At 62.3% G+C, this 16,267-nt stretch carries 19 protein-coding genes; 17 read left to right on the forward strand and 2 right to left on the reverse strand.

Features of this window, described 5'->3' with window-relative positions; genetic code table 11:
* Nucleotides 1-38 precede the first annotated feature (38 nt).
* Nucleotides 39-932, reverse strand: a complete 894-nt coding sequence (locus tag NKH49_RS06140) for a LysR family transcriptional regulator (protein ID WP_352925477.1) — start codon at nucleotides 930-932, stop codon at nucleotides 39-41.
* Between the two features lie 110 nt (nucleotides 933-1,042).
* On the opposite strand from NKH49_RS06140, the gene NKH49_RS06145 reads away from it, so the two are divergent.
* Entirely contained in the window at nucleotides 1,043-2,209 is a 1,167-nt protein-coding gene (locus NKH49_RS06145; protein WP_502907844.1) for an NADH-dependent flavin oxidoreductase, read from the forward strand.
* A 37-nt stretch (nucleotides 2,210-2,246) separates the two neighbouring features.
* The gene (locus NKH49_RS06150; protein WP_352925481.1) at nucleotides 2,247-3,086 is read left to right on the forward strand and encodes an SDR family NAD(P)-dependent oxidoreductase; all 840 of its coding nucleotides are present in this window, start codon (nucleotides 2,247-2,249) and stop codon (nucleotides 3,084-3,086) included.
* A gap of 554 nt (nucleotides 3,087-3,640) precedes the next feature.
* Here NKH49_RS06150 and NKH49_RS06155 read toward each other — a convergent pair.
* Nucleotides 3,641-3,859 carry a helix-turn-helix domain-containing protein gene (locus NKH49_RS06155; RefSeq protein WP_352925601.1) on the reverse strand — a complete coding sequence of 73 codons (219 nt, stop codon included), beginning with the start codon at nucleotides 3,857-3,859 and terminating at the stop codon, nucleotides 3,641-3,643.
* A 148-nt stretch (nucleotides 3,860-4,007) separates the two neighbouring features.
* Here NKH49_RS06155 and NKH49_RS34905 point away from each other — a divergent pair, with 148 nt between their 5' ends.
* The 15 genes from NKH49_RS34905 (at nucleotide 4,008) to NKH49_RS06230 (ending at nucleotide 16,262) form a co-directional block, all read left to right on the forward strand.
* On the forward strand, nucleotides 4,008-4,169 hold the full coding sequence (locus NKH49_RS34905) for a hypothetical protein (protein ID WP_502907839.1): 162 nt from the start codon (nucleotides 4,008-4,010) through the stop codon (nucleotides 4,167-4,169).
* 213 nt (nucleotides 4,170-4,382) lie between these two features.
* Nucleotides 4,383-4,646 (forward strand): DNA -binding domain-containing protein, encoded by a 264-nt coding sequence (locus NKH49_RS06165; protein WP_352925483.1) that lies wholly within the window; start codon nucleotides 4,383-4,385, stop codon nucleotides 4,644-4,646.
* Nucleotides 4,647-4,762: 116 nt separating this feature from the next.
* Nucleotides 4,763-5,083 carry a transcriptional regulator domain-containing protein gene (locus NKH49_RS06170; protein ID WP_352925485.1) on the forward strand — a complete coding sequence of 107 codons (321 nt, stop codon included), beginning with the start codon at nucleotides 4,763-4,765 and terminating at the stop codon, nucleotides 5,081-5,083.
* The gene (locus NKH49_RS06175) at nucleotides 5,031-5,534 is read left to right on the forward strand and encodes a DUF2285 domain-containing protein (protein ID WP_352925487.1); all 504 of its coding nucleotides are present in this window, start codon (nucleotides 5,031-5,033) and stop codon (nucleotides 5,532-5,534) included. Before NKH49_RS06170 ends, NKH49_RS06175 begins: the two co-directional genes overlap by 53 nt.
* A 136-nt stretch (nucleotides 5,535-5,670) precedes the next feature.
* Entirely contained in the window at nucleotides 5,671-5,952 is a 282-nt protein-coding gene (locus NKH49_RS06180) for a helix-turn-helix transcriptional regulator (protein ID WP_352925489.1), read from the forward strand.
* A gap of 20 nt (nucleotides 5,953-5,972) precedes the next feature.
* Nucleotides 5,973-7,115, forward strand: coding sequence for a replication initiator protein A (locus NKH49_RS06185; protein WP_352925491.1), 1,143 nt, complete (start codon nucleotides 5,973-5,975; stop codon nucleotides 7,113-7,115).
* Nucleotides 7,112-7,750 carry a ParA family partition ATPase gene (gene parA / locus NKH49_RS06190; RefSeq protein ID WP_352925493.1) on the forward strand — a complete coding sequence of 213 codons (639 nt, stop codon included), beginning with the start codon at nucleotides 7,112-7,114 and terminating at the stop codon, nucleotides 7,748-7,750. Before NKH49_RS06185 ends, parA begins: the two co-directional genes overlap by 4 nt.
* Nucleotides 7,747-8,001 carry a hypothetical protein gene (locus tag NKH49_RS06195; protein WP_352925495.1) on the forward strand — a complete coding sequence of 85 codons (255 nt, stop codon included), beginning with the start codon at nucleotides 7,747-7,749 and terminating at the stop codon, nucleotides 7,999-8,001. The genes parA and NKH49_RS06195 overlap by 4 nt, the downstream gene beginning before the upstream one ends.
* Nucleotides 7,998-8,516: a DUF2840 domain-containing protein gene (locus NKH49_RS06200; protein WP_502907841.1), complete on the forward strand. Its 519-nt coding sequence runs from the start codon at nucleotides 7,998-8,000 to the stop codon at nucleotides 8,514-8,516. The genes NKH49_RS06195 and NKH49_RS06200 overlap by 4 nt, the downstream gene beginning before the upstream one ends.
* Nucleotides 8,513-9,058, forward strand: a complete 546-nt coding sequence (locus NKH49_RS06205; protein WP_352925497.1) for a S26 family signal peptidase — start codon at nucleotides 8,513-8,515, stop codon at nucleotides 9,056-9,058. The genes NKH49_RS06200 and NKH49_RS06205 overlap by 4 nt, the downstream gene beginning before the upstream one ends.
* A 43-nt stretch (nucleotides 9,059-9,101) precedes the next feature.
* Nucleotides 9,102-9,437, forward strand: coding sequence for a DUF736 domain-containing protein (locus NKH49_RS06210; protein WP_352925499.1), 336 nt, complete (start codon nucleotides 9,102-9,104; stop codon nucleotides 9,435-9,437).
* 4 nt (nucleotides 9,438-9,441) lie between these two features.
* The gene (locus NKH49_RS06215; protein WP_352925501.1) at nucleotides 9,442-10,209 is read left to right on the forward strand and encodes a lytic transglycosylase domain-containing protein; all 768 of its coding nucleotides are present in this window, start codon (nucleotides 9,442-9,444) and stop codon (nucleotides 10,207-10,209) included.
* 250 nt (nucleotides 10,210-10,459) lie between these two features.
* Nucleotides 10,460-12,232, forward strand: coding sequence for a relaxase/mobilization nuclease domain-containing protein (locus NKH49_RS06220; protein WP_352925503.1), 1,773 nt, complete (start codon nucleotides 10,460-10,462; stop codon nucleotides 12,230-12,232).
* Between the two features lie 491 nt (nucleotides 12,233-12,723).
* The gene (locus NKH49_RS06225) at nucleotides 12,724-14,001 is read left to right on the forward strand and encodes a Shedu immune nuclease family protein (protein ID WP_352925505.1); all 1,278 of its coding nucleotides are present in this window, start codon (nucleotides 12,724-12,726) and stop codon (nucleotides 13,999-14,001) included.
* Nucleotides 14,002-14,270: 269 nt separating this feature from the next.
* On the forward strand, nucleotides 14,271-16,262 hold the full coding sequence (locus NKH49_RS06230; protein WP_352925507.1) for a conjugal transfer protein TraG: 1,992 nt from the start codon (nucleotides 14,271-14,273) through the stop codon (nucleotides 16,260-16,262).
* Nucleotides 16,263-16,267 lie beyond the last annotated feature (5 nt).

The raw sequence follows: 16,267 nt of genomic DNA on the forward strand, positions 1-16,267 counted from the left end.
CCAAGAACGCACTTGATCGCGTCAGGTCCGAGCCCGCGCTAGCCTTTGAAACGAAGCGCTTCGACGAATAGAGCAAACGCCGCTGTGTGCTGACGTCTGCTCGGATAGTAGAGGTGATAGCCGGGGAACGGCTCGCACCAGTCTTCCAGAACTCGGATCAGTCGACCATCCGCAATATACTTCGAGACCTGGTCTTCGAATGTATAGGCGAGCGCCAGTCCGTCCAGGGCTGCGGCTTCCAGCATGAGGCCATCGTTCAAAATGAGCGGCCCATTCATTCTGACTTGGAGTTCTTCTCCGTCGCGCTCGAACTCCCATGCGTATAATCCGCCTCCAGTCGTCTGGCGGTAGCTCACGCCCCGGTGTTCCCCGAGCTCGCGGGGTGTTTGCGGGATTTTGTGGTTCGCGAAGTAGGACGGCGACCCGACGACGGCCATGCGAAGGTCAGGGCCGATCCTGACCGCTACCATGTCTTTCTGCACCTGCTCGCCAACGCGGATGCCCGCGTCGAACCGGTCAGCCACAATATCGATGAGGCCCTCGTCGAGCATGATTTCCATTTCGATATCAGGGTATTCCGCCAGGAACTTGGTGACGACTGGCCAAAGCACGCTTGTGGCGGCATATCGAAAGGTCGTGATGCGGATCGTACCCCCAGGCTTGTCGCGAAGTGCGGTGACGGCTGCGATCTCGCTCTCGATGTGATCGAACGCTGGACGGAGGTTTCGCAGCATGCGTTGCCCGGCATCTGTCAGCGATAGGCTTCGGGTGGTGCGAGAAATCAGCCGCACTCCCAGCTTCTGCTCCAGCATCCTGACAGAATAGCTGACAGCGGATTGGGAAAGCCCCAGCTTGGCGGCCGCACGCGTGAAACTGCCGGCCTCAGCGACGGCGATAAAGGCTGCAAGTTCGCTGAAATCACCCTGGCGCATTTATCGATCCCATTTCTGACTTCATGCAGATTATAGCGGCTAATCAATGTTTGTCATCTGAACTATCTGTCATCCCACAGCCACCGAAACGGCAAGAGAGACGTTTGACCATGCAGACCGCCCCCACACTCTTCGAACCATTCACCTTCGCCAATAGGATCACCGTGCGTAACCGGATCGTTATGGCTCCGATGACGACGTGGTCGGCGAACGACGACGGAACAGTGTCCGATGAGGAGGTTCTTTATTATCGCCGCCGGGTGAACGGCATTGGCCTGGTTCTGACGGGCTGCACGCATGTCACGCCGAATGGCATCGGCTTCACGGGTGAATTCGCGTCCTACGACGACAGCTTCATCCCAAGCCTCGGGCGTCTGGCGGAGGCAGCCAAAAGCGGCGGCGCGCCAGCCGTTCTTCAGATTTTCCACGCTGGCAACAAGGCCGTGCCGGAGCTTATCTCTGACGCGGACGTGGTTGGCGCGAGCGCGATTCCGGTCTCTCCGGGCCCTTTCAATCCAGGCGGCGTTATGCCTCGCGCATTGGGCCATGACGAAATCCTGAAGGTGATTTCAGCTTTCGGTGATGCGACCCGCCGCGCCATCGACGCCGGTTTCGATGGCGTCGAACTTCATGGGGCGCATGGCTTCCTGATCCAGAATTTCTTCTCGCCACACTACAATCAGCGCGACGACGCATGGGGCGGCACGTTGGAAAACCGGATGCGGTTTCCGCTCGCCGTGGTCCGCGAAGTAAAGCGGGTAATCGCGGCGCATGCGCAGCGACCGTTCCTTCTGGGATATCGGGTTTCGCCCGAGGAACCGGAACAAGACGGCCTCCGCATAAGCGACACCTGCGCCCTCATCGAGCACCTGATCGACTGCAGAGTGGACTACGTCCACGCGTCGCTGTCGAACGTAATCGAAGCCAAGCCGGCCGAAGCCGCCGATGACCGTACTGTCGCTGAACTCATCGCCGCGAAAGTTGCCGGATGCGTTCCGGTGATCGCCGCTGGCCAGGTCAGGACGCCGCAACAGGCGGAGCGTGCGCTTGATCTGGGCCTTTCGCTCGTGGCGGTGGGCCAAGGGCTGGTGATGAACCCAAAATGGGTCGAACTCTCAAAGCGCGGCAATGCAAGACTGATCGAGGCCGAGATCAGGACCACGAAAGTGCCTGAGATCGCCCTTCCGGCCGGCCTCTGGGGCCAAATCCAGTTCGCCACGGGCTGGTTCAACATCAATGATGATCGACAAGCGCCTCGGCAAAAGGCCACCGCTTAGAGCGACAGATAATCAGCTGACAATCAAGGAAACTATCATGAGCAAAGTGTGGATGATCACTGGAGCCGGACGAGGCATGGGCCTCGATTTTGCCAAGGCGGTGCTTGCGGGTGGCGACAGGCTCGTCGCGACTGGCCGCAATCCCGAGCGCGTCGCCGAGGCGATCGGCCAATCGGAAAACCTGCTTGTTGTCACATTGGACGTGACCAAGCCAGCGGATGCCGAGGCCGCGGTCAAAGCGTCCGTCGAACACTTTGGCCGCATCGACGTTCTGGTCAACAACGCCGCGAACTTCTATGCGGGCTACTTCGAGGAGTTGAGCCCGGCTCAGATTGATCTGCAGTTGGCAAGCAGTCTTATAGGCCCGATGAGCGTCACCCGCGCTGTCCTCCCGGTGATGCGCAAGCAGAAGTCCGGCAAGATTATCTCGATCTCGTCCACGGCAAGTTTGCTCGGTTTTGAATTCTGCAGCGCTTACTCGGCCTCGAAGTTCGCTCTCGATGGTTGGATGGAATCGCTGCAGGGAGAAGTGGCCCCGTTCGGGATCGAAACGATGATCGTCAATCCGGGCTTCTTCCGTACTGAGCTTCTGACCGACGAATCCACACAATACGCCCCAACCTCAATCAGCGATTACGACGAACGGCGCGCCCGGCATCTTGCCTTCTGGAAGTCCGCCAATGGACAGCAGAGCGGCGACCCCGCGAAACTCGCCCAAGCGCTAGTCACCCTGGTCAATCTGCCGGAACTGCCTCGCCGGTTCATCGCCGGAGCCGATGCCGTCGGCATGGTGGAACAGAAAATCGCGTTGCTGCAGCAGCAGATTGAGGCCCACCGGGAGCTATCGGGTTCACTTGGCTTCGATCCCGAGGCTTAGATCTTCCTCGAAAATGCACCGACGGGCCGCCGCCGCAAGTCTCGGCAACTGTTTCGGCGGCAGCGCTAAGCCTGCCGCCTACCGCCATTTGTCGGCGCTGAACATTCGCCGAATTCGGATATTTCATTTCTAAAGCCATGCAGATAGATATTCCCGCCTAGTCGGATGTTCTCAAGGGGCTTATATTACCAACGGTCAACATGAGCCGCAAAGACCGGGGTCATCGCTTTCGACGTCATTAGAAGGCGATCATTGCACTGGCGCGCAGGATCGCGGTGTCCTGCACCGCATGTGGATCGATGGCAAGGTATTCGATTGGGGCAAGAAACCGGAAGCGGCGGCCCCATCAGTTTGAGATTCGGCCGGGTGAAATCCAAGCCGATGCACCTCCCCGTGAGGGACGGGGCCTGACGAGTTCGCAAATACGACTTGACCGCTGCGGCCCCGCCAAAGCGACGTCGCATTATAGACTGTTCCGTCGGCTCCTCTGATCCCATCCTGTGGCGGCCTTGTGCCGACCACGAAGAGAAGCATGATCCTCGCGGGGCGGATGCTCAGTTTCGATCGTTGGGCACAACCAGCTCGACATGACTGACCCCGAGAGCTTGAGCCAGTTCATACAGCGTGATCACGGTCGGATTCCGCCGGCCGCGTTCAAGGCTGCTGAGGTATTGTTGACTGAAGCCGGAACGCGCCTCAACCTCTTCTTGGGTCAGGCCCTTCTCACGACGCAGGCGGGCGAAGTTCCGGCCGACCAATTTGCGCATATCCATGCGCAGGAAGATCACGGTTTACATACTTTGAGTTTATCAACTATAGTATGTAAATGAGGCTTCTTGGGAGGAAGGAATTTCGCCTGTCCGGTTGACGAGAAGCCGTAGTTCTGGCGTGCGCATTTAGGTCTGTAGGAGGTGGTCATGCATGATCACCGCCCGACAGACGCGGGCCGCGCGCGCGTTGCTTGGTTGGACGCAGGAGACGCTCGCTGAGAAGGGCCTGGTATCGCTGACCGCGTTGAAGCGCCTTGGGTCAGAGAAGGACTTCAAGGTGTACGAGGCGACGACCAGGTGCGCCGAACCTTGAGAGCAGCGGTATCGTCTTTCTGTCCTCCGACCAAGGGGAAGGAGTTATGCTTGTTCGTGCGAAAATCGCTTCCCCCAGTTCGTCATAGTCTCTCAGGACCGGCGATGCGCCGCGCGCATCACCTGATGCCTTCGTGCACTCGCGCATTCACCTGCCAGCCAATACTGCTAACAATGATGCAGACGCGGCGATGACTGGCTGTGGGAGATCTGGGTGACACAAGAAGCGTTTCTGGACCAGCCACCAGAGAGCCAAGAGCTCACCAGGTACGATCGCGAGCACATGAAGCTGTATATTCGCCTGCTTGACGCGGCGGCGGACGGTGCCGACTGGCACGAGGCGGTCTCGATCCTTTTTGGTTTAGATGCTGACTTCGAACCCGAACGAGCCCGTCACGTCTACGATACCCATCTTGCCCGCGCACGCTGGATGACAGAGCATGGCTACCGCAAGCTTGTTCGCGAGGGCCGTCACTAACTCGACCGCGATGCAGCGCCCGCATCGCGCGTTGTCCACGTGAGGGCTTCCCGAGGTCTTTCCATCCGGCAATCGTGTCGCTCCCAGCATGAACGAGACACGCTTGGAGAACACTGATGCGGCCGGACACATCACAGTGGCGATGCTCGTCGACGTACGACTATCTCGACGACCTCGTCGCCGCGGATCTCGCCTGGGAATGGTTGCGCCGCAACGCCGACTATCAGCGCGACTACGCTGAAGCAGAACGTACCGACGCAGACCGTAAGCGGCTGACGAACATGTTGCGAATGCGCTGGGGGCCGCGATTTCCCTGTCGACCCGACTCTCAGTGCCGTCAAGACAACGGTGTTTTGGGCGCCGGAATCCGATCCGGGCACAGTCATGCTCACAGCGATCCCGGCAATTCTAGGCTTGGAAGGCGTTGCGCCACCTGATCTCGATCCGCGCAACGCGCAGTTCGGCCCGGAGGGGTTGAGCATTGTGCATGGCGAGGGTGCCGCCGCCATCCGCCTTCTGTTGCTCGGCGATGCTCAGCCGGATCAGCCGCTTGCGGCCCTGGTTCCGCTTGACGCCGACGGCCTCGATCGCATCGATGCCGTCACGCGGCTCTGGCGCGGGCTGCATGGCCGACGCGTTTTTCCCGATACCCGCCTGACGGCACAGCAGCGCCGAAGGCTGCGCCATATGCTGCAGGCGGTCGACGGCAGCATGAACGGCGCCACCTATCGCGAGATCGCAAACGTCATCTACGGCGCGCCTCGCGTTGCCGCCGATTCCTGGAAGTCCTCCGCGCTTCGAGACAGCACCATAGACCTCGTCAAGGACGGCCTCGCAATGATCGCCGGCGGCTATCGCAAGCTTCTGCGCCATCGCCGCAAGTTCTGACACACGCTCCGCGCCGATGGGGGTGCGAATTTAGCTCACCCTTCTTCGCCATCCCCCTCGCGGCGCCTCTCCGCCACCGTGGCCTTCGTCCGCCGCTGATCGCCAGCGGCCTCAATGAACCCACGGAGGCCCGATCATGTCCTTCAACCTCACCGGCTTGCCGCCGCGCTTTCTTCGTACTCCCGAAGCCGCTCGATTCCTGGGTCTGTCCGGCCGCACCCTGGAGAAACACCGGACCTACGGGACCGGCCCATCCTATCGAAAGCTCGGCGGGCGCGTCGTCTACGCGATCGACGATCTGCAGGCCTGGGCGGACCGGGGCGCCGTTACTTCGACCTCCGATCCCCGCGGCACTGTTCTCCCCGCAAAGCGCCATGAGGCCGTGAGGCCCGTCGTTGCCGGCCGTCACGCCCGCTGACCGTCGCGCCGGTTTCCTCAATGCCAGTGCGCCGTCGCCCCCTATCGGAACGCGGACAACTCGAACTGTTCCGTGCGTGCGGCAGCGATCTCGCCCCCCGAGACACGCAGGATCTCATGGCCTATCCGTTTTTCAGCCTTTCCAAATCCCATCGGATACAGCCCATCGACTTCTCCGCCGGGGACGTTGTCATCCGCGTTGAAGCCGTGCCCGAACATGGTATGGCGACCATCTGGGACGCGGATATCCTGATCTGGGCCGCAAGCCAGATCGTCGAGGCGCGCGACGCCGGACTGCGCACGTCGCGCCTCATGGCGGCGACGCCCCACGAAATTCTCACCTTCATCGGACGCGGCGTCGGCGCTCGTGACTACCAGCGCCTCAAGGCGGCGCTCGATCGACTGCAATCGACAACGGTAGCGACGACAATCCGCCAGCCCGCACAGGGCCGCCGGCACCGCTTCTCCTGGATCAACGAATGGGTCGAGCGCACGGATCGGCGCGGGCGTCCCGCCGGCATTGAGCTGATCGTCCCCGATTGGTTCTACCAGGCGGTTCTCGACGCCGCCCTCGTACTCACCATCGACCGCGACTACTTTTCGCTGACGGGCGGGCTCGACCGCTGGCTCTATCGGCTCGTGCGCAAGCATGGCGGCCGACAGCGCGCCGGCTGGCGCTTCGACTTCCGCCATCTCTACCTGAAGTCCGGTAGCCTCTCACCCTTCAAGCGGTTTGCCTTCGAGTTGCGCGACATCGTCCGACGCCAGCCGCTGCCCGGGTACACCCTGTTCATCGAGGTCGAAATCAGCGGCCGGGTGCTGCTCGCCTTCGAGCCATCTCCTCAAGGAAAACCTGTGGACGGCGTCGTGCTATCGGGAACCCGCACTATCGTGCCATCGGGAACCCGAGGCTCGTGCTATCGGGAACCCAAACCGGGGTTAACCGACCGCACGGCAAACGAAAATCGCGCCCCTAACTTAGAATCTAACACAGAATCTAACTCTTGTGGCGCGCGCGGCATCGTCAAAAGCTCTGCCGACGACGGCAATCGCGACGAAACACAGACGTTTCAGCCCCCGATCTTCCCGCACACGTCTTTCAGTAAATCCGGTGTTCCGACACCTGAACTTCCCCTCGAACCTAAGCCGCGAGGGGCACAATGATCGTAGCGCTCCTCAATCAGAAAGGCGGCGTCGGCAAGACGACGTTTGCGCTGCATCTCGCCGGGCAATGGGCCAGGACGGGAAAACGCGTGACGCTGATCGATGCCGACCCGCAGGGCTCGGCTCTCGATTGGTCGCAGCAGCGCGCCCGGGAAGGTCTGCCACGGCTGTTCGGGGTCGTCGGCCTGGCGCGTGACACGCTCCATCGCGAAGCGCCCGAACTTGCCCGTGACGCCGATCACATCGTCATTGACGGACCGCCCCGTGTCGCTGGGCTGATGCGCTCCGCGTTGCTCGCCGCCGATCTCGTGCTTGTCCCGGTTCAACCGTCCCCCTTCGATGGCTGGGCGTCCGCCGAGATTCTGTCGCTGATCCGTGAGGCGAGGATTTACCGTCCGCACCGTGCAGCGCGCTTCGTGCTCAATCGTTGCGCCACGCGCACCGTCATCGACCGCGAAACGGCCGACACTTTGGCCGATCACGACCCGACGGTGCTCGCCACGACCATCGGCCAGCGCGTCGCCTTTGCCGACGCCGCGCAATCGGGTCGCCTCGTCTTCGAGACAGACGAGGACAGCACGGCAGCACGGGAGATTGCGGCCTTCGCGACCGAGGTCGGGAGGATCTCGCCATGAACGGGCGATCCCGCAAGCGCGGCTTCGCCGCACGTCCCGGCACCGCCGAGGACTGGATCAAGGAATCCGGGATAGCGCCGGGTCGAAGCAGTGACGCCTCCGGCTTCACCGCCCGGCTGACGATTGACGTCACGCCCGAGCTGCGCGGCCGCATCAAGATAGTGGCGTTCGGGCGTGGCCAGACCGTCGCCGACATGCTGCGCGACCTGCTCGCCCACGAATTTCCCGAGAGCCAAGGAGACATTCCATGATCCGAAACCAGACGCCTCGCATGCAAGGCGGCCGGCAGTCCGCCGCCGCCATACCATCCACAACCCTCGTTGAGCTGACCTGGATTGAGAAGAGGATCGAGCACTGGATCAGGTTCGGCCACAAGGTTCACGAGCAGGTTCTCGACCAACGCCACCGCATGGTCGGGTTTGCGCCCAACACGACCTTCGCCTTCGTCCGCTGGGCGGCGAACGACTTCGGCACGATCATCTCGCGCATCGATATCCTGCGCGCGGTTCGTGAGGGCGAGCCGTTCCAGACGCTGCCGTTCGTCAGACCCGGCGGCGACATCCTGCTGAAGGTCGACCGTTGGCCGAAGGTCGAGCGCGTGCTGCAGGCCATCGACGCCATTGAGGCGCTCGGCATCGACCCCGTCGGTGTCGCGCCCGACCATTGGCGACACGTCCACAACCGTCTCAACGCCGGCCACGAGCCCCGCCCCTACACCCGCGAGCGTCATCACGCCTGGCTTAAGCGCCGCAGGGCCGAACCATGACGCGGTTTGCCTGCGTCATGACCACATACTTCGCCGTGCTCGCGATCGGCGGATTGTCCTTCATTCATGTCGCGCCGAAGCTGATCTGGAACGCGTCAGCCAGCGCGCCGATCGGCCTCTACAGCATGCAGCCAGCCGGACGGATCGAGGTGACCGATCTGGTCGCCATCGACGCACCGGAGCCGCTGGCGAGCTTCCTCGCCGACGGCGGGTATCTGCCACGCGGTGTGCCACTGATGAAGCGGGTCATAGGCCTTCCCGGAGAGGAAGTCTGTCGCGACGGCGTGAATATCACCGTCGATGGCATCGCGATGGGTAAGGCGCTCGAACGCGACCGGCTCGGCCGACCGCTGCCGGTCTGGCAGGGCTGCCGGCGCATCGCCAGCAACGAACTCTTCCTCATGAACTGGGACGTTCGCGACAGCCTCGACGGCCGCTACTTCGGGCCGATTGAGATCAGTTCGATCATCGGCCGCGCGGCGCCGCTCTGGACCGATGAGGACGGGACAGGGCGGTACGAGTGGCGCGCTCCAACCCACTGACTACGCCTGAACCTCCAATGACCACCGCAGAAAGGAGTACAAAATGCCACAGATCGGGGAGTTCACCCGCACGAAGTCCGGATACTCAGGCCACCTCCGCACGCTCAGCCTTGACGTGCAGGTCGCCGTGGTTCCGGCCGAGCCGTCGGACGCCGAGAATGCGCCGGATTATCGCGTTCATCTCGGGGACGGCGACGGTCCGGAGGTTGGTGCCGGCTGGAAGCGTACCGGAGAGAAGGCCGGCGAATACGTCTCGCTGCTGTTCGACGATCCCGTCTTCACGCAGCCGATCCGAGCCAACCTGTTTCGATCCGATGCCGACGATGCGTCGTGGTCGCTGCACTGGAACCGTCCACTCAAGCGCGGTGAGCGGGAGTGACGCCATGCCGCTCACTCGCCGTCGCTCCACCGCCGGCCTTCGCAACGTCGCCCGCCGGAGCGCATTCCTTCTCCTTTTCGGGTTTCCTTCGGTCGCCGCCTTGCCGCCCGCTACAGTCGCGCAAAATGCGCCGATCGAACGGACGGCGGCAGGCGACCCCTACGCTGCTATCATCGCCGAGGCGTCGCGGCGTTTCGACATTCCAAAGACCTGGATACGCGCCGTCATGCGTGCCGAAAGCAGTGGCGACGTCCGGGCGATCTCGCCCGCGGGCGCCATGGGGCTAATGCAGATCATGCCCGACACGTGGACGGAACTTCGCCTTCGCCATCACCTCGGCGCCGATCCCTACAGAACGCGCGACAACATCCTGGCGGGCACGGCATATCTGCGCGAAATGCACGACCGCTATGGATCACCGGGCTTCCTCGCCGCCTACAATGCTGGCCCCGGCCGCTACGAGGAATACCTCGCTGGCCGCCGTGCGCTACCAGCCGAAACCCGCGCATACGTCGCTGCCCTTGCGCCTCTTGTCGGAGGCGGAAAAATCGATCGCCCTTTCGTCGTAGCCGGGGCCGTCGAGCGCAATAACTGGGCGCGCGCACCGCTGTTCGCCGCCCAGTCCGAGCAGACGCCGGCTGTCGATCCTGCACCGCGCGATCGTCAGCCCGATGACGCCCCGGCGGCAACTCCCGTGCACGATCTCTCCGCCATCTCGCCCCTTTCCGACGGCCTGTTCATCGCCCGTCCCAGCACAGGAGGCCCACGATGACGAGTTTCGCAGGATCGCGCGAACTGGCGTGGAATGGCGGAGGGTGGAGGGAATTGCAGGAGTGGCGAGGAAACAGGAGCTTAGGACGGCAAGATAAAAGGGGCTCGCCGGTCGTCAGCCAAGCCATTGAAATGGCTTGGCTTCCGGCGTGCCTCTCGGTCGGGGGGCGTGCCGCGCTAGAGGATTTTGTCAATGATTTCAAAGTGGTTTCCGGCACTGTACGGCTAACGCCCCTATTGGCGGGGTAGCCATGAGCGAGGGCAACAGCGATTTTCGCCTCCGACCAGGACGCATCCGCAGCACCCGCGCGCCGAAGGCGAAGAGCTTCGTCAACCAGGTACTGCGAGCCGCCAAGCGCGCCGGCCATACCGATGGCGCGTTCAGTTCAACGCCGAGGAGCGGCCGTTCGCCCGTTCTGGGCCGCTCCAGCTTCGGGCGCGGCCGGATCAACTTCAGCCGGAACCGGCTCTTCTCCTCTAGCCGACGTGTCGTCGTCGCGACGCGGATTGCCCGGCATTCAGGCAAGGCGTTTCGCTCCGCCCCCTTGTCCGCACATCTGTCCTATCTGAAGCGCGACGGCGTGACCAGCGACGGCGAAAAGGCGGTGATGTTCGACGCCAGCCGCGACGGCGCCAATGACGTAGCCTTCGCCGAGCGATCCAAGGACGACCGCCACCATTTCCGTTTCATCGTCTCGCCCGAGGACGCCGGCGAGATGACGGACCTGCGCGCCTTCACGCGCGACCTTGCAAAGCAGATGGAAGCCGACCTCGGATCCCGGCTCGACTGGGTCGCCGTCGATCACTGGAACACCGACAACCCCCACGTCCATCTGTTGGTGCGTGGGGTGGACGACACCGGCGCGGACCTGGTGATCTCGCGCGACTATATCAGCTGTGGCCTGCGCTCTCGCGCCGAGGAATTGGTGTCGATCGAACTCGGACCCCGGCCCGAGCACGAAATCCGCAACGCGCTGGAGAAGGAGATCACCGCCGAGCGCTGGACGCGGCTCGATGTGGAAATCCGCATCGCCGCCGACGAGACCGGGTACATCGACCTACGCCCGCAGGCGCCCGGCGCCGCCGAACCCGAAAGCCGCCGCCTGATGATCGGCCGGGTCCAGCATCTGGAGAAGATGGGCCTCGCCAACCCGGCCGGTACCGGCGAATGGATGGTCGGCCTTGAGGCCGAACGCTCACTCCGGGATCTCGGCATGCGCGGCGACATCATCAAGACGATGCACCGCGCCTTCGCCGAGCGCGGGCAGGATCGCGGCGTCGCCGACTATGTGATCGATACAGGCGCGACAATCACACCGATTATCGGTCGGCTGGTGGACAAGGGCTTGCAGAACGAGCTCACCGGCGAAGCCTACGCCGTGATCGACGGCACCGACGGCCGCGCGCACCACGTCCGCTTCCGCGGCATCGAGGCGTTCGAGCACTCACCGCCGATCGGCGGCATCGTTGAGATCCGCCGCTTCGGTGGACTCGAGGATGAACGGCCGACACTTGTGCTTGCCAATCGCTCGGACTTCGACCTGAACCGCCAGACCACGGCGCCGGGCGCGACCTGGCTCGATCACCGGCTGGTCGAACGCGAACCGATGCCGCTTGCGATGGGCGGGTTCGGCCGCGAGGTCCGGGACGCCATGTCGGCTCGTGCAGATCATCTTGCCGAGGAAGGGCTCGCTCGCCGACAAGGCCAGCGCGTCGTCCTGCAGCGCGACCTCCTTAATACCCTGCGCTGCCGCGAGCTGGACGCCACCGCGGCGCGGCTCTCGGCCGAGTCCGGCCTGCCGCACATGAGAACTGTAGCCGGGGAGCATGTCGCAGGCGTCCACCGCCAGCGCCTGACGCTCACGTCCGGCCGTTTCGCGATGATCGACAACGGCCTCGGCTTCCGGCTCGTGCCATGGTCGCCGTCACTGGAAAAGAAGCTTGGCCAGCACGTCGCGGGCGTCGCCAGAGATGGCGGCGGAATCGAATGGAGCTTCGACCGGAAACGGGGGCTGGGATTGTAGTTTGCAATGTCGCGAAGGGTGTGAATTGGCCTCCGGAGCAGACCCTTCTGAATGGCCTCCCCTTCCACGGCCAAAGCCCGCTGCGCGCAATGAGCGGCCCCGCCGGCGCAGTTTCAAAGGCCTACAGTTACATACCAACGGACGTCCGCTAATATGGTATTTAGGCATTCAGTGGGGCTAATACTGCTGATTGACGTGCCCACGAGGCGTGGGGATCCTGCCGATAGCAACTTGGTCACTCGCCACATTATCGAGGGACTTGGGACAATTGAAATGCCAGAGGCCGAGTTTGCCAAAGAGGACGAAGAGGATTTTGGTCTCGATTTTGAGGGTCGTGACGGTCAGCGAACGACGATGAATTTACAGCCCTATCCTTTGATTTCCAACAGGATGATCAGGGAAGCTGGCGTCTCAAGGGCTCGGTTGCCGCGAGCGCTCTGAAAAGAGTCCACTTCCACACGCCGGACCACGATCCAGAGCACAGCGTGCTGTTGGCGGAATTTGATGCTCCTAGCAGGCGCGTGGTTTTCTATCCGACGATCACCTCACCTGACAGCACCCGTTTCTTGATGCAGAAATACGCCTTGCGGACGATAACGCTCGAAGGTGTTTGGGAATTCAAGTTTTCCGGCACCTCACCTTGGCGCCTGGAGGACCTCCCCAGTGGCCTCATCCATGATGCCAAGCAGGGTTTTGGGGTACTTCCCCGCAATCGGCTGATTGTCCACGCCATTGGCTTGATCCGCGGAGTCACCGACCTTACCCTCAATGATGAGCAGATCGTTCCGAAGCTGGATCGCGGCAGCTTCCGTATGTCATACGACGAGTTCGATAGGCTCAGGAGAGCTATCCAGAGATCACATGCGGCGGCAATTAGGGTCGCCAATGACGACAAGGCCGCCTACCTTTACAACGAGCTGGTGTCGCCTATCGACCCTGAGAAATATCCTCCCAAATCACGACCATTCCAGAGGGACGCTCTGCAGCGGGCGGTCGGCGACGGCCTGGCAGCTCCAGGTAGGCTATCCTTTGGGGACCAGCGCGCCGCAGTCAAAATCGTGAAGACGGAACTGAAGACCATCGCGGATCGCGACGAGACCGAGTTGCTCGAACTCAGCCGCGAGATTGAGGTGGTTACGCTCGAGAAGATCATCGAGAGAATGACGAAGATGATGAACAAGAGCCAGGCCGAGATCGTGTGGCAGAAGTTCCTGTCCACGAACCCCTTTATCCTTCGCTTGGCGTTCGGTCTGCCCATCATGGTCTTCGGCGAGCAAGTAGCCGTCGGCGGCATCCGGTTCGATAATCGCAGCGGCAAACTGGCTGATTTTGTCGTTAAGAGCGGCGGTTACGGCAATTTAGCGATCATCGAAATCAAGACCCCCGACACGATACTGATCGAACCGAAGCACTACAGGCCCGGACTACACGCCCCGACCAAGGAGCTGTCGGGCGGCGTAAACCAAGTCCTTGACCAGCGCTTCATGCTAACGCGCGAGATCGACCACAGGAAGTCCAATTCAATTGAGCACGACGTTTGGACCTACGCGGTAAAATGCTTCGTGATAGCTGGCAAGACGATCGTGGAGGAAAACCGGCAATTGCAGGCGGCCAAGCGAAAGTCGTTTGAATTCTACCGCCACAACCTTGTCGACGTGACCGTTCTGACCTTCGACGAACTGCTAGATAAACTCAAGGCCCTGCTCGTCTTCTTGAAGCCGCCCGAAGGTTCGAACTGGTCGAACGAAGAGAAATTGCTGGGGGATTAGACTAGGTTCCACCTGCCAAATCGCCATGGTTCGCCTCGCTCCAGTGGTTTCATAGCTAACTCAATGTGAGAAGTCTGCTTAGGGTCCAGTCGCGAGCCGTCCCCCTTCAGCGGCGGATGCCGGCAATATCAGCAAGCAGCTATCGCGCGTACGCTTTCCCCGGTGTTTGTTCTCTGGCGTCGCCGAGTCTACGACTTGCATGCGCAACACCTTGTAATCTTCAGCATTGACCACCGACCTTGATGGCATCGCTGTCGAGGAGCCTGCACTTGTCCGCTACGAAAATCCTCTGGGGCCAGATCACTGTCGTCTTTCTGATCGTGCTCGCCACGACCTGGGCGGCGACGCAGTGGACAGCATGGCGGCTTGGCTTCCAACCACAGCTTGGCATCGCCTGGTTCAAACTGGCCGGCTGGCCCGTCTACTATCCGCCAGCCTTCTTCTGGTGGTGGTATTTCTACGAAGCCTATGCGCCGCCGATCTTCGTCGAGGGCGCATTCATCGCGGCCTCTGGCGGCTTTATCTCTATCGCCGTGGCGATCGGCATGTCGGTCTGGCGGGCGCGTGAAGCAAAGGACGTTGAAACCTACGGCTCGGCGCGCTGGGCGACCCCGGACGACATCAAATCCGCCGGTCTGCTCGGCCCTGACGGCGTGGTGCTCGGCAAGCTCGATCGCGACTATCTCCGCCACGATGGACCTGAGCATGTGCTCTGCTTCGCGCCGACCCGATCCGGCAAGGGCGTCGGCCTTGTCGTGCCATCGCTCCTCACTTGGCCAGGCTCGGCTATCGTCCACGATATCAAAGGGGAAAACTGGCAGCTTACGGCAGGTTTTCGCGCCAGGCATGGGCGTGTGCTGCTGTTCGACCCCACGAACGCCAAATCCTCCGCCTACAACCCGCTTCTCGAAGTGCGCCGTGGCGAATGGGAGGTGCGCGACGTCCAGAATGTCGCCGACGTGCTGGTCGATCCCGAAGGCTCGCTCGAAAAGCGCAATCACTGGGAGAAGACCAGCCACTCGCTGCTCGTCGGGGCGATCCTGCATGTTCTCTACGCCGAGCCCGACAAGACGCTGGCCCGCGTCGCGGGATTCCTGTCAGACCCAAAGCGGCCGATCGAGACCACTCTGGCGGCGATGATGACGACGCCGCATCTCGGAGAGACCGGCCCGCATCCCGTCGTCGCGTCAACGGCGCGCGAGCTCTTGAACAAATCCGACAACGAGCGGTCTGGCGTTCTCTCCACCGCTATGTCGTTTCTCGGCCTATATCGCGACCCTGTTGTTGCGGAGGTGACGCGCCGCTGCGACTGGCGCATCGCCGACATCGTCGCCGACCCGCGGCCGGCGACCCTCTACCTCGTCGTGCCGCCGTCCGACATCTCGCGCACCAAGCCGCTCATTCGCCTGGTGCTCAATCAGATCGGCCGGCGCCTGACCGAAGATCTTCATGCGAAGGACCGCCGCCACCGCGTCCTGATGATGCTCGATGAGTTTCCCGCGCTCGGCCGGCTCGATTTCTTCGAGAGCGCTTTGGCCTTCATGGCGGGCTACGGCCTAAAGGCCTTCCTCATCGCGCAATCGCTCAATCAGATCGAGAAGGCTTACGGCGCGAACAACTCCATCCTCGACAACTGCCATGTCCGCGTGAGCTTCGCGACCAACGACGAGAGAACGGCCAAGCGTGTTTCAGACGCCCTTGGCACCGCCACCGAAATGAAGGCGATGAAGAACTATGCCGGGCATCGTTTGTCGCCCTGGCTCGGGCATCTCATGGTGTCGCGCTCGGAAACGGCGAGACCCTTGCTCACACCGGGCGAGGTGATGCAACTCCCGCCCAGCGACGAGATCGTCATGGTGGCGGGCACGCCGCCGATCCGGGCGAAAAAGGCCCGCTACTACGAGGACGGGCGGTTCAAGGAGCGCGTCCTGCCGCCCCCCGATCCGGTGAGGAGCGGCCAGTCAGCACGCAAGGACAACTGGTCGGCGCTTGCTCCGCAAGAACCCTCACCCACGCTCCTGGCCGAGGCGGAAAAAGCCGAACAGGACGCGGCCAATGCCGGCCTGCGCCGCGAACCCGAACTCCCGGATCACGTCGCTATCGCCAGGGAGACCAGTGGGCCGAGGCCGCAGGAAGAGTTCGCCATCATCGACGACGACGAACCGGAAGACGCTGCCCGGCAGGGCCGCATCCTGCGCCAGCAGATGCGCGGGGTTGCCCGCCAGGTCGCGCTCGATCCCAACGACGGCATCGAGATGTGAGGCTC

Origin of the sequence: Mesorhizobium sp. M1088 (genome assembly GCF_040318575.1) — a bacterium.
Lineage (GTDB): Bacteria > Pseudomonadota > Alphaproteobacteria > Rhizobiales > Rhizobiaceae > Mesorhizobium.

Bases quoted from the DNA above. Each gene is read 5' to 3' on its own strand.
- NKH49_RS06140 (WP_352925477.1), bottom strand. From the start codon at position 932: ATGCGCCAGGGTGATTTCAGCGAACTTGCAGCCTTTATCGCCGTCGCT.
- NKH49_RS06145 (WP_502907844.1), top strand. From the start codon at position 1,043: ATGCAGACCGCCCCCACACTCTTCGAACCATTCACCTTCGCCAATAGG.
- NKH49_RS06150 (WP_352925481.1), top strand. From the start codon at position 2,247: ATGAGCAAAGTGTGGATGATCACTGGAGCCGGACGAGGCATGGGCCTC.
- NKH49_RS06155 (WP_352925601.1), bottom strand. From the start codon at position 3,859: ATGGATATGCGCAAATTGGTCGGCCGGAACTTCGCCCGCCTGCGTCGT.
- NKH49_RS34905 (WP_502907839.1), top strand. From the start codon at position 4,008: ATGATCACCGCCCGACAGACGCGGGCCGCGCGCGCGTTGCTTGGTTGG.
- NKH49_RS06170 (WP_352925485.1), top strand. From the start codon at position 4,763: ATGCGGCCGGACACATCACAGTGGCGATGCTCGTCGACGTACGACTAT.
- NKH49_RS06175 (WP_352925487.1), top strand. From the start codon at position 5,031: ATGCTCACAGCGATCCCGGCAATTCTAGGCTTGGAAGGCGTTGCGCCA.
- NKH49_RS06180 (WP_352925489.1), top strand. From the start codon at position 5,671: ATGTCCTTCAACCTCACCGGCTTGCCGCCGCGCTTTCTTCGTACTCCC.
- NKH49_RS06185 (WP_352925491.1), top strand. From the start codon at position 5,973: ATGCCAGTGCGCCGTCGCCCCCTATCGGAACGCGGACAACTCGAACTG.
- parA (WP_352925493.1), top strand. From the start codon at position 7,112: ATGATCGTAGCGCTCCTCAATCAGAAAGGCGGCGTCGGCAAGACGACG.
- NKH49_RS06195 (WP_352925495.1), top strand. From the start codon at position 7,747: ATGAACGGGCGATCCCGCAAGCGCGGCTTCGCCGCACGTCCCGGCACC.
- NKH49_RS06200 (WP_502907841.1), top strand. From the start codon at position 7,998: ATGATCCGAAACCAGACGCCTCGCATGCAAGGCGGCCGGCAGTCCGCC.
- NKH49_RS06205 (WP_352925497.1), top strand. From the start codon at position 8,513: ATGACGCGGTTTGCCTGCGTCATGACCACATACTTCGCCGTGCTCGCG.
- NKH49_RS06210 (WP_352925499.1), top strand. From the start codon at position 9,102: ATGCCACAGATCGGGGAGTTCACCCGCACGAAGTCCGGATACTCAGGC.
- NKH49_RS06215 (WP_352925501.1), top strand. From the start codon at position 9,442: ATGCCGCTCACTCGCCGTCGCTCCACCGCCGGCCTTCGCAACGTCGCC.
- NKH49_RS06220 (WP_352925503.1), top strand. From the start codon at position 10,460: ATGAGCGAGGGCAACAGCGATTTTCGCCTCCGACCAGGACGCATCCGC.